Here is a 12508-nt window from a genome sequence, read left to right as displayed (position 1 = left end):
TATATGTTTCCAGAGTTTATTTTCCCTAAAAGACCCACCTTTACTCTTTTAAAAATTTCCAAACATACGAGAAAACGCCCGGTAGCCCGAGCGCTTCATTTATACTAATCCATTTTAAAGAATGAGTTCGGTAAAAGTTTCTCTAACTCGGGGGTCATAGAATAATCAGTACTTTGCTTTACTGAGGAAATAAATAATTTCGTTATTTTTTCCGAAGATGATCGGATATTTTCAATAGTAGGTTCACTAGTGAAGGTAGATAGATAACGCTCGACAAAAGAAGGATTCAAGCTTCCGTATGCTTTAAACTGATGAAGTTTCTTTTCCTCATTCAGTGCCTGAACGATTAAAGTATAGTCTCTCATTTCCTCAAGCATTTTTAATGCATAAATTAAATTTTTCCGTTTAAGCTCTTTTTCTAATGAACGAGCGCAATAAACGAATTCAAAAGCAAGATCAATTCCGACATTATATTTCAACGGCCTGCTCAAAAAACGTTCATTTTCGGTATGCATTGTTTCGGAAACCAACCCTGTTTTATCCACTATCACTTTCCACAATGGAGATTTCACTGATAGAAAGTCTGTTGGAACAATAGAGATGTTAAATTCCAATCCATTCTGTAAAAAGGCGATCACCAGGAAAATATCTTTGGTAAATTGCTTTTCTTTTATATAACTAGGATTAAAACCGCGAATTATTTCGACAACATAGTTTCTGGTTATTTCCGCATTTTTAATATTAAACACAGCAACCATTAGATCTATATCAGAGTATTCATCGTTATAGCCATTAACCCCTGAACCGATTTGGACAATCCCTTCAACAAGTTTGAAATGCTCTACTTCTTTGATAGTACGGGAAAAATAATCTCTTCTATCTTTGATACTAAACAAACTAACATACCTCATTTCTTTTGGAAAGTTTATACAATATTAACATATTTCTGAGAACTACAATTAAAATTCAGATATACAAAAAAGAAGCACAGGGTACGTCCCTGTACTTCCACCTAATCCGCTAATACCTTTATCTCGACAAATTGATCAAAAAATTCAAGGATTGTCTGGTTAACCAGAATCTCATTTTCTTTTTTCGAGAACCCATGTCCTTCATCTTCAAGAACGAGATATTTAACATCCCGGCCTTTTTCTTGCAGAGCTTTGACAATCTGGTCAGATTCCTGTTTTACCACTCGTGGATCGTTTGCGCCTTGTATGATCAGCATCGGCTTTGTCATTGTATCCAGATAAGTAATCGGGGAATACTCTGTCAGTTTATCAAAGTCCTTGATTGGATCGCCCACCCACTGGTTCATGATGGGTTTCCAGTGTTCAGGAACAGACTCAATGAACGAAAACAGGTTGGATGGCCCGAAGATATCAACGACTGCTTTGAAATATTCCGGATGGCGTCCGTGCAGAAGTAGGGCCATATATCCGCCGAAACTTCCACCCATCAACAACGTCTTATTTCTGTCAGCCAATCCTTTTTCATAGAGGAATTCAAGACCGGCGATATTATCCAGGCGAGGCCCTTCTCCCCAATTCCCTTCGACCATTTTAGTGAACGCAAGTCCATAGCCGGTTGATCCACGGAAATTAGGTGCAAAGATGCTGTAGCCACGGTTGGCGAGGAACTGGAACATCCCCCTGAAAAATTTCCGTTCCGCAGCCTGGGGCCCGCCATGAGGCCATAGGATGACATGTCCATTGCTGACGTCTTCCTTAGCTCTGAAAAATAATGCTTCCATTGCGAGTCCGTCATAGGAAGGGTAGGTAATGACATCCGGGTTCACAAGCTCTTGTTCGTTTACACCCGGAACGGCCAGGTTGGTGAGCTGCATCCACTCACCACTATGGGCATCCATTTTAAAAATATTATTCGGTTTTGTCGCGGAACCGGCTAAAACGTATACATTGCCGCTCTTTGCAACCGTCCCGCCCTGGATAATAGAAGCAGGAAGATTCAAATTATTGTATGATCCACTAGTAAGATTGTATTTGTATAGGTGATCTTCCACACCCCTGGACGTTACAAAATAGAGGCAATTTGAACTTTTATCAAATCTGATTGCGCTAAATTCTTCTTTATCAATCGAAAGTACCTTCGTAAATTCATGAGTATCAAGATTGTATTTTGCAAGATAATCAAAGTCTTCCCCAAATGTTGTCACAAAGTAGTACTCGTTCCCTACGAATACACCCTCCCCCACTGTAAATTGCTCATTCGTTTCGGGAGTCAGTGAATAGGATCGGCCGTTTTGAAAAATAAAGCCTGGAGCATATGTATTTGCATATTGCTTGATATAAGCAAAATGATTCTCATCTTCATCAACAGCCACCAGGAAACAGGCCGCACCTTCCCCTTCGACCACGATATTTTCCACATCATTTTCAATATCATAACGGTAAATATTAAGGAAGGTAGGATTGCCTTTCGTGGAAGTATAATAAAGTCGCTTGTCATCCTTTGACAGTAACGGATGCATATGGCGCTCCTTCTCAGCGAAGCGAAGTGGTTCGAGCTTGCCGCCCTTAGGCAGGAGCGCATATAACTGGCCGTTTTCATCTCCATCTTGATCAAAACCGACAACCAAAAACTTGCCTTCATTGGAATAGCGTAAAGCCTGGCATGTCTGATCAATGAACGTCAGAGGATATGGATACTGGTTAGGCAGGTCCATTGCCCACAGATTATACTTACCTGATAAATTCGTACTAAACACCAATTGATTTTCATCAGGGCTTACTGTAAAAGTTTGAATATTAAAAGTACGGTAAAAATTCTCGACATCTGGCTTTTTAAATTGAATCAAGTCTCAAACCCCTATTCTTTTCGGAAATATCTTTCTATACTGAAAATTTAATCAGTAATTCTGCCTTCTGTCTAGGAAAATACTCATATTTCAATCGACATAAACAGCCAAATTCCTAACTTTCGAGAGAGTAAATCAGCTCCCAGTAGTCCTTCGTTATTCTTTTATTTATGATAAAGGCACTTGTTCCCTTGTTTTAAACCTGAACCAGTTCAATATAGCACTTGCTTCGTTATAATTCATATGTAAATGAACTAAGAGATTTCATTGACATTAAACTTAAAAACACCAAAACTCGACAAAGGCAGAAAATAAAGTCAAATCCTGCGCTTTCCCGAGAAATAATTCTGTTCTTATTTCAGCAAATATTTTAAGATGCCTTCACTTTTTATCATGTTTTAAACAAAATGGATTATCGAATTGAGATAAATGACCACGTTAATAATTCACAACTGTTCTGATCAAGCATTAAACAGTTATTTTAAATACATAAACTTTTCTTATACTGAAAAAAATACACATATAACTGTTAGAGGAGTATAAGAAATGTCCATTCATTCAGGAACCGCACAGACTGAAAAAGTTTACAACCAATTAACTGATATTAGTTCTGTATTAGCAAAAATCGTGAAAGAAGAATTTTTATTCACTTGGCAGTGGTGGTTTGGTATTGCTCTCTTTGTACTCCCCTGGATCATATGGTTTATTTTTAGAAATAAAGAAAGCACAGGTCGACTGCTCCTGGGAGGATTATTAACAATTATACTATCCCTGACGATTGACCTTGCTGCTTTAACCACAGGCCATTGGTCCTACCCTTTCGTCATCATTCCATTAGCTCCCTTTTTATTTTTACCATATCACTTTTCACTAGCACCAGTAGGGATAATGTTTATATTACAATTTAAACCTGAAGCGAATCCTTTATTAAAAGGTGTCCTTTTCTCTGCAATTTCCGCCTTTGTAGGGATGAACTTCTTTAAGGCAATTCACTTTTATAATCCAAAAAATTGGTCTTCATTTAATGATTTCTTTATTTTCCTCTTCCTTTACTATTCCGCATATACCATAGTGAAGATGGAAAGCTTTAAAAGTTTAAAAAACTAATTCGATTGAAAGGAAGCTAGTATTTTCTCCATCCCTTTCGTTTCAAGCCATAAGATAAAGATCTAATTAAGAAGGTCTTATTTTTTGGATTATTAATCCGTGCCGGTAATTAAATGAAAAAGGAGCCTCCTTTAATAAGAAGGCTCCCATTGTATTAATGTACACGGATGATCTCATATATATCTACATCGTGATGAACTCTAGTATGCTTAGATTCGACTCTGTCAAATTCTTCATGCCCGACCTTTGGTATTTCCCCCACCCACCAGTTCTTGAATTCATAAATAAGGTCAGCTAACATCGTAATTCCTCCCGGAAATTGAATAATGTTTTATTTACACTCTGATTATAATTGTGAATAGTTTCACATGTAAAGCCCTTTCACTATATCCGGAATAGCAAAATAATAGCGAATTATGAGAAATTTCCATAACCATTCTAAAGCCCATGGGAAGGAAATACAGAATAATCCGCCAAGTATTGAACAAAATACTGATGTTTAAAGGAGGTGCTGGCATGCCGAATCAAAATGATAACAAGTTCCGTAAGATCCAGTCAGAAAGTTTTAAGCAAGGCAAAACTCAAGAGGAATATGCTGCAGAGCTTGAAATGAACAAATTGAAAGCCCAAAAAAGGAAGTAAAACCTAAACAAAAAATTCCTTGGCGTAAACCACGGCTTTTGATAATTTTTTATTCACCATCTAATAATGGAATCTCAATCTCAACACCTAACCTGGTAAGGATCTTACCAAGTGTCTCTAGCCCGGACTTTGGATTGATTTTCGTCTCCAAATAATAGACCTCTCCTGTTAAAGTTGAAACATAAGTATGCTGCTGTGTAAACGGGCGCTTGTCAGGATGAATAGGCTCCAATGCTACTGCATAGCGCTTGCCGTTATCTGTCGAACCTAGAATGATTCCCTGTTTAACCATGTCATGCAGTGGAAGATGGTTGTTTTCCATCCAATTTAAAGCATCCTTCCAAATAGACGGTACACTATTACCCTCAATCCTGGACGCCTTGCCGCCAAGCATCACATTCACAAATAATGTCTCCCACTTCTTATATGCCTTCCGCTCAGGGTAAAAGTCATCTTCATGTTGTTGCCCGGCTGTTTCCACCGCTTTTGTTTTTAACTGCTCAAACAGTTTCTCTACAGTGCCAGTCCCGACATTAGCATATTTAGCCAAAATGACTAGTTCCATTGGAAGCTGGCCGACGTTATATATCTGATCTTCATTTAACTGCCTTATCAAACTTGGGATTCCGGTGAATTCTTCTGCAATCAACGGGACTTTTTTTAATTCATTAGTAACGACAATATGATTTGCCTTGTAAAAGAAAAACAGTTCACCCGGGCGCTTTATTGTCAAATTCCTCCGCGCTTTTTCTTCTTCGATAAATATCGCAAGCTCTTCAAAAAACTGCTCATCATTTTTTTCGCTGTATCGCTTTACATTTTTATGAAGACCTTCAAGATTGCTTGGCAGCTCGCTCATGATGCGAGCTTCCTGCTCTGCGCCCAGCCGAATCAAAAAAGTTTCGGATTTATCGAAACGCTGAGGCAACAGGAACGCATCTCGCAGAAAATAAGGAATATCAAGCGATCGTCCTTTATAAGCGATCGTCCTTATTGGAGTAAAGCCCGGTGTCTCTTGTGCCTCGACAGTGACTGGCGCGGCAATAGCAGCTGCTGATTCCTCTCTTGCTTGATTGACAACTTGTTGTGCTGGTGGATTTTTCAACAACTCCTCTAATCCTTTTAACCTGATTTCAAGCTCTGTCATATCATAAACCTTTTCTGACTGTGGGGTTGGATCCTGATATTCAGGCACCGCCGCTTCAACAGGACCGTAAACCTCAACATACCATTTGACGATGCTATACAATGACTCCCAGGATAAAAGAGCCTCAGAGTAGCGGAACATCCTCGCATCATGCGCAGCCTGGTTTCCCAATCTGCGAACTAAATGCAGCGCATCACGTGTCTCAGGAATCAAATAACCTTGATCATTAAGCAAGTCGAGTCTTTCTTTAAGTCCTGTTCGAGAATCCTCCGGCATTCCCTCATGTTTAGCGACCTGCTGCAAAATGTTTTCAATGAACACTCTCGAATGAGTAAGCATCGTTCTTGGGCTCGAAAAAATACTATGCTCCAATTCCTTGGCAAGCAATGCAAGCTCCCTCGAAAAAGGCTCTAAAAATTGATAGAAATATGTATTGTGATTCATTTCATGGTCCCCCGATTTTAGTCTCATTTGATTCTATCATATTCAGCATTTTTTAATAGACTTGACCTTAAATTTCAAACCGGCTGATTGCCATACAAAATGAGAAAATACGTCGTAAAATTTCATTTCTTTGCGAATCCTATAAATAATAATTTAACTACGGAGGTTCAACATGAAAAAAGTCATTTGCATCAACAACGAAGGATTAGAGCTAGAGTTCAACAAAGGAGAGGAATATGAGGTTGATAAAGAACTTGAAACAACCTATATCATAACCAACAGGCTCGGAAAAAAGCATACTGTTTTTAAAACAAACTTTGAACCTGCAGAAAATGCGGAGGACAAAAATTAAATACTTTGACCTTTACGGAAGGATGGTATATCGATATCATATCTATCGTTAAGCAATTACTTACATAACAATATCCGTGCCTTCCTAAATGAAAAAAATCCCTCGACATGTCGAGAGATTTTCCTGTTATGCATAATGGATTCCTGCAGCCTTAACCTTGTTGATGTCACCTGAACTGCAGGGCGTAACTCCATAGGTCATTCCACAGCTTGGGCAGTTTGTGATCACGGTTTCCATCGTGAACATTACCCCGCACTCGCATGCTATCTGGTGTGCTACACGCGGCTTGATTTTTTCTTTCCCTTTGCTTTTCACATGATCGACAATGGCCTTGCCATCTTCCAATCTAGAACATCCACAACTCATATTAGATAACTCCTTTATGCTTGATTAACACTATAACCGTAGCACAAAGGATTCTCTAGGTGGTATAGCAAAAGTCACACCTGGCGATCCACTTTCGCAAGAAAATCACCATTCACCTGCAAATATTCTGCCGGCTCTTCCATGTACGGCATATGGGCACTTTTTTCAAAAACATGAAACTCTGATGATGGCGTCAACTGCGCATAATACTCGGTTGATTCCGGAGTCGCCTCGTCAAAACGGCCGCATGTATAAAGAGTAGGACAATCGATTTCTCCCAATTGCCGTGTGCAATCAAACGTCTTAAGGTTTCCCTTTACCGTAAACTCAGAGGGTCCCCACATCGTTTCATACACAACCGGATTTTTCATGCCTGTGCCAGCCTTAAGCCACTCCAAGTCAGGCTCACCCCGAAAAACGAATTCTTTGTTGAACTCCTTGATCGCTGCCTTAAACTCTTCCGAATCGGTCTCACCACTTTCTTCGCAGCGCAAAATGGTTTCCTGCACCTCAGCTGGCAGCTTGGCGATATTTCGCTTTTGATCCTCTTCCCACATCGGGGCACTCAAGCACGGACTAGAGAAAATAACGCTTTTCACTCCGCTTGGCTTTGTAAGAACATAAGCAGCGGCTAGAGTTGTTCCCCAAGAATGACCAAGTATCTGTAATTCAACGAGTTCCAATGCCTTTCGAACCTGCCCCAACTCTTCAACGAACCGTTCAATCGTCCATAACGAAACATCATCTGGCCGGTCAGATTTTCCGCAGCCAAGCTGATCATACATGACAACCGGGCGGCCATTGGCAAGAGCCTTCAAACCCTTCAATGAATATGTCGAAGACCCCGGCCCTCCATGTAAAATTACAACTGGTGTGCCTTTCGCATCCTTATTATAAATCTCATACCAGACTCTCCCGCCGGTAACTTCAATAAAACCTTCTTGATACATATCGTTTGCCCCCTCTATGCTTCCTCTGCTATCTGCACTGATTTCTTTTTCGAAAAAGAAGTGATGAATACCCCGATAAATACAAGGCATCCACCAATAACCTGAGGAACTGTAATGACCTCACCCAGAATAAAGAAAGCAAAAACTGTCCCGAAAACTGGTATCAGATTCAGGGATATCGACGCCTTTGATGGCCCAATCATCGCAACCCCGCGATTCCATAATAAAAAAGAACAGATGGAGGGGAAGATCCCTATGTAAAATAACGCACTCCACTCAGCAAGATTCACTGAACCCACGGAAAACACCGATAGCTCTATGGCGGCCGCTGGAATCATCAAAAGAAAACCAAGCGCCAGTGTAAAACCGAATATCGCCAGAGAAGGCAGTTTCCCAGAAATTTTTTTAATATAAATAGAGTATAAAGCCCATGAAATCACTGCTAGCACCATAATAAGGTCGCCAATATTAAAGTGCAAGCCCAGCATTCTTTCAAAAGAACCATGAGTGATTACAACAAGCACCCCAAGCAATGAAATCGCCATCGACACCCAATATTTCAACTCCATTTTCTCACCAAGCAAAAGTGCAGAAAGCAGAAAAATGAACAATGGGCTCGTGCTATTCAACAAAGTTGCATTAATTGCAGTCGTATAATTGACTGCCCAGTAGATTAAAAGATTAAAACTAATAACTCCTGTTATCGCCAGGAATAGAAGCAACCGAAAATGCTCTCGCAAAGCATCTCTTTCATGCTTGAAAAGCCTGATGATTACCGGAGACATAATCAGAACACCAATCGCCAAACGTGTAAACGAAATGGTCACCGGCGGGAGCGAACCAGCAAGAAATTTGCCAGCGACCGCATTGCCGCCCCAGAAAAAAGCAGCTCCAGCCAAAAGTAAGTACGGTGCATTCCCCAGTCTTTGGAGCATCTCTTTCTCCCTCCTTTATTTCATTTTCATTGATATTCTTTATTAATTCTACAAAGTCCATAGATTACCTTCCTACACAAAAAGGAAATGCTAGAGACCTGCATTTCCTTTTTTTCTATATTGAAAATTAGAAGTAAATGGAAGGAAAGTTAATACCATGCTTTTTTCTATAATATGTTGAATAGATTCGAAGGTATTTATCACATTAGAATTCACTACTATTTTTCAAATGATAGCATAACTGAATTACACCTGAGGAAAACCTTTTCGTATCAACCAGTTCTAATTCCACCCTATTTTTGATATCAATAAAAAGAGGTTTCCCTGCTCCCAAAACAATAGGATGGACAGACAATCTAAATTCATCAACAAGCCCCAAATTTACAAAGGTTGTAATGAGACTTGCCCCACCGTATAGCCAAATATCTTTTCCAGGCTTATTTTTTAGTCTGTTTATTTCATCCTCGATATTTTCATTTATAAAAATAACATGATTTTCTGACCTTTTATGTGTTCTGGAAAACACATATTTCTCTTTGGAATGGACCAAATCCCAAATTTCTTTTTCTGTATCAGAAACTTCAATGTCCGGATGATACTGACCCCACATATCATAACTTACTCTTCCATATAAAATGGTATCGATGTCGTTTAAAAATTTCTTGAAGTCCATATCGGGATCCATAATGCACCAGTCGGTTTCCCCATTTGGACCTTCGATATAACCATCTAAAGTTACGGCTAAATCTAATAGGATTCTTCTTGATTTTTTTTGCTGGATCACTGTTCATCCTCCTTAAACTACTTTTTATAATTTATAACTTATTTACTGATGAAGTAAAGCCTTGTCCTTAAACCTTCTCGCTGACTGAATAAATAAAAGTCCCCCTGCCATCCAAAATGGTTCCCAGAAAAAAAGCCTCCACTTAAGAGAATATCCATCGAGTTCCAGATTCAATATATTGAATGTATTCAGTACAAGTGTGCTGAAGTTTGCAAAACCATATAAAAACAAAAAAACACCACCAATGAGGGCAAGGAAGTATAATATTCGTTTCATCGGTTCTTGCCAGTCCCTGAGAAGAAGTAAAATGAACAAGCCGGCGGCAAATTTTAAAAAACCTGTTATTCTAACTAACAAAAGGAACTCTTCATCTCCCTCAAGTGCCTTTCGATATATAATGCCGCCCAACGTTCTCACACCAAGCATGCCTCCGTTTGACCAGTAGAAAGTCAGCACCGAAAATGCAATACACCAGGCAAATCCAGCATACACATACAAGTTTTTCTTAAGCATAAATTCACCAGACCCTTCACTAAGAATGATAAAGGTTTTAACTTCGTTCAATTCTAACTTGGTATGCTGGCATTTATAAAAATATGAATCATCATTATATTATACCAAGGTTAATCCTCCCTCATATTTTTAAAGTGGTGGGTTTTCCAGTTTTCTTTTGGCTGGCCATATACTGCGTTATGATTAAACAACCATAATTTATTAAACAGATAAGAATCAGTTATTTCTTTAAAGAATATATCTATGTAAAACTGCAAATGAGGGATGAATTTGGCTTTTGTGGCTATTTATACTGTGGGCATGCTAAAACATTCGAATGAACACCCTGCATCACGTGAGTTTTTTGAAGTTGGTACAGAAATTATTCGGGAGGCTGCCAGAACTGGTAATCTTATAAAAGAATTTTTACCTAATAGAGTGAAATTGCCTAAAGAAGAAAACACAAGCAATGGGACACCTATCCTCACACTGACAATATGGAAAAGTCTTTCATCTTTATATGATTTCTCCTATTCAGGGCTCCACAAAAAAGCTTTACAAGACAGAAAAAAATGGTTTGGACCTCTCAAGGAGAGAAAGCCAAATTATGTGGTGTGGTGGACGGATAAGGTGACGGATGTATCGTGGGAAGAGGCCTTCAAGAGGTACGACAATTACATTCAACATGGACCAGGTCCTTTCGCCTTTGATTTTAAACATGCATTTGATGTAACTGGAGACAAAATTGTGCTATAAATAGCAGCGGTAATTCACCGGCTACGCATTTGTGCATTGTTATCTATAAATGTATGAATGGCAGAACGGAGAAAAGTCAATTAAGGATTACGCATTGTTATTCAAATTGACCAAAATCAAGTTGCTGAAGTTCAGTAAATATGTATAAAAAAGTGCCTTTCATAGTAGAAAGGCACTTTTTATGGTTATTAACAAACTGAATCGTTTGGTTTAGGATTTTTTAATCCAAACAGTGGACGGATAAACAAGGCGACCAGAGTTCCAAGCATTGCCATAACAGCCCACACCCATCCGTGAAGACTAAAGCTTGCAATTCCGCCAAAATAGGCACCGATGTTGCAGCCAAAAGCAAGTCTTGAGCCGTAGCCCATCAGGATTCCGCCTATAATCGAAGCTCCGGCAACACCTGGCTTGATTTTACGTGGCTTGAAATTACCCTGAGAAGCTGCTGAGATGAAGGCTCCAAGGATGATCCCAAAGTTCATTACACTAGTAGAGTCTGCTAACACAGTGTTATTTAGAGCTGCCAAATTCACATCTGTTGAGAAATATCCCCACGACGTAACATCAATACCTAAGGCCATCAATGCTTTTCCTCCCCAAAGAGCAAAGGCAGATGTTATGCCCCATGGCGTTCCGCGTACAGTAAGAGTCAGGGCATTCAACAATGCGAGGACAATCGCTGCTGCAAATAAAGGCCATGATCCGCGCAATATCTTTTTCCATCCAGTAGTGGTTGGAAGAGCCTTCATCGCAGGTGCCTTACGTCTTTTAGCAATTTGCAATGTACCCCAATAGATAAGCGCAAAGAGAACAAGCTGAAGTACTAATGCACCTCCGTATCCTAGACCTGTTGAGGTTGCTAGTGAAATCGGCGGAAGTGCTGGTGTATCTTCCATCCAGAATGAGAAATGGTAAGCACCTAATGTGGAACCTGCCACAAAGGAAATCAGAGTAAGAATCATGGAAGAGGAACCACCACCAAGGGAATAAAGTGTTCCAGATGCACAGCCATTACCAAGCTGCATCCCGATTCCAAAAATGAATGCTCCAAAGATGACGCTAACACCTACAGGTGATACGTAACCTTTTGGTTCGATGCCAGTAAAACTAAAACCAGTGCTCAAAATGATGGCAAACAGTGTGGAAGCCACCGCAAGCATCAGCATATGAGCCTGAAGACCTTGACCGTTTCCTACAGATGCAAATCTCCTAAAAGCAGAAGTAAAACCGAAACGGGCATGCAGGAGTGTGGCTCCAAGGGCAAGACCAATAATGAAGAGTACCCCCTGGGTTCCGGATGCCACAGTTAAAATAGCGATCAAAAGTATAACAGCAGCCATAATGCCAAGCATGACAAAAGGCTTCTGGACAGGGTTAAGCTTTGTTACTACAGTAGTTGGGACTAGAGTAGAATATATAGATTGTTTAGCTGCATTGTTGTTAATATCTGTTTGAGCCAAACTAAACACTCCTTTTCTTATTAGTTTAGTCGGAATTACAAAAAGTAATTATAATTGATTTTTAAGCAAATGTAAATAACTTTAACTCCGAAAAAGAAATAAGTACTTGGACAAGGACATGGATGTACATTTGTAAAAGTACTAAAAGAAACCATTGATTAAAAAGGTAGTTTTAAAAATGAACTCACTGATTTATTCAACCCGCTATTTCTCTTACATTAAGTCCCCCACCTTTTCAATGAACTTTCTGAC

The 12508-nt window shown here is 39.5% G+C and carries 14 protein-coding genes; 4 read left to right on the top strand and 10 right to left on the bottom strand.

Translation table 11 applies throughout. The annotated features are described in order from the left end of the window. Positions 1–104: 104 nt before the first annotated feature. Positions 105–896: an aminoglycoside 6-adenylyltransferase gene (locus tag B5X77_RS15670; RefSeq protein ID WP_176167340.1), complete on the bottom strand. Its 792-nt coding sequence runs from the start codon at positions 894–896 to the stop codon at positions 105–107. A gap of 116 nt (positions 897–1012) precedes the next feature. Continuing rightward, positions 1013–2818, bottom strand: a complete 1806-nt coding sequence (locus B5X77_RS15665; RefSeq protein ID WP_079508893.1) for a S9 family peptidase — start codon at positions 2816–2818, stop codon at positions 1013–1015. A 546-nt stretch (positions 2819–3364) separates the two neighbouring features. Between B5X77_RS15665 and B5X77_RS15660 the strand changes: the two genes are divergently transcribed. Continuing rightward, complete coding sequence (locus tag B5X77_RS15660; protein WP_079508892.1) at positions 3365–3925, top strand: CBO0543 family protein; 561 nt, start codon at positions 3365–3367, stop codon at positions 3923–3925. 154 nt (positions 3926–4079) lie between these two features. On the opposite strand, the gene B5X77_RS23375 is transcribed toward B5X77_RS15660, so the two are convergent. After that, a complete protein-coding gene (locus tag B5X77_RS23375; protein WP_176167339.1) occupies positions 4080–4226 on the bottom strand; it encodes a hypothetical protein in 147 nt (48 codons plus the stop codon). A gap of 215 nt (positions 4227–4441) precedes the next feature. Between B5X77_RS23375 and B5X77_RS23800 the strand changes: the two genes are divergently transcribed. Continuing rightward, positions 4442–4567, top strand: a complete 126-nt coding sequence (locus B5X77_RS23800; RefSeq protein ID WP_257391828.1) for a hypothetical protein — start codon at positions 4442–4444, stop codon at positions 4565–4567. A gap of 49 nt (positions 4568–4616) precedes the next feature. On the opposite strand, the gene B5X77_RS15655 is transcribed toward B5X77_RS23800, so the two are convergent. After that, positions 4617–6158, bottom strand: coding sequence for a DUF4145 domain-containing protein (locus B5X77_RS15655; RefSeq protein ID WP_257391827.1), 1542 nt, complete (start codon positions 6156–6158; stop codon positions 4617–4619). A gap of 172 nt (positions 6159–6330) precedes the next feature. On the opposite strand from B5X77_RS15655, the gene B5X77_RS15650 reads away from it, so the two are divergent. Continuing rightward, positions 6331–6510, top strand: a complete 180-nt coding sequence (locus B5X77_RS15650) for a hypothetical protein (RefSeq protein WP_079508891.1) — start codon at positions 6331–6333, stop codon at positions 6508–6510. 126 nt (positions 6511–6636) lie between these two features. On the opposite strand, the gene B5X77_RS15645 is transcribed toward B5X77_RS15650, so the two are convergent. The 5 genes from B5X77_RS15645 to B5X77_RS15625 form a co-directional block, all read right to left on the bottom strand. Further along, positions 6637–6876 (bottom strand): hypothetical protein, encoded by a 240-nt coding sequence (locus B5X77_RS15645; RefSeq protein WP_079508890.1) that lies wholly within the window; start codon positions 6874–6876, stop codon positions 6637–6639. A 74-nt stretch (positions 6877–6950) separates the two neighbouring features. Next, entirely contained in the window at positions 6951–7826 is an 876-nt protein-coding gene (locus B5X77_RS15640; RefSeq protein ID WP_079508889.1) for a proline iminopeptidase-family hydrolase, read from the bottom strand. Positions 7827–7840: 14 nt separating this feature from the next. Beyond that, on the bottom strand, positions 7841–8761 hold the full coding sequence (locus B5X77_RS15635; RefSeq protein ID WP_079508888.1) for a DMT family transporter: 921 nt from the start codon (positions 8759–8761) through the stop codon (positions 7841–7843). 205 nt (positions 8762–8966) lie between these two features. Then, entirely contained in the window at positions 8967–9545 is a 579-nt protein-coding gene (locus B5X77_RS15630) for a dihydrofolate reductase family protein (protein WP_079508887.1), read from the bottom strand. Between the two features lie 42 nt (positions 9546–9587). Continuing rightward, positions 9588–10058, bottom strand: a complete 471-nt coding sequence (locus B5X77_RS15625; RefSeq protein ID WP_079508886.1) for a DUF3995 domain-containing protein — start codon at positions 10056–10058, stop codon at positions 9588–9590. A gap of 264 nt (positions 10059–10322) precedes the next feature. Here B5X77_RS15625 and B5X77_RS15620 point away from each other — a divergent pair, with 264 nt between their 5' ends. Then, positions 10323–10793, top strand: a complete 471-nt coding sequence (locus B5X77_RS15620) for a DUF3291 domain-containing protein (protein ID WP_257391826.1) — start codon at positions 10323–10325, stop codon at positions 10791–10793. Positions 10794–10981: 188 nt separating this feature from the next. Here the strand turns inward: B5X77_RS15620 and B5X77_RS15615 are convergent, their stop codons facing one another. Continuing rightward, positions 10982–12148 carry a YeeE/YedE family protein gene (locus tag B5X77_RS15615; RefSeq protein ID WP_139378431.1) on the bottom strand — a complete coding sequence of 389 codons (1167 nt, stop codon included), beginning with the start codon at positions 12146–12148 and terminating at the stop codon, positions 10982–10984. Between the last annotated feature and the right edge of the window lie 360 nt (positions 12149–12508).

Source organism: Mesobacillus jeotgali (assembly GCF_900166585.1).
Classification (GTDB): Bacteria; Bacillota; Bacilli; order Bacillales; family Cytobacillaceae; genus Mesobacillus; species Mesobacillus jeotgali_A.
This window is presented reverse-complemented; position numbering and strand designations above follow the sequence as displayed.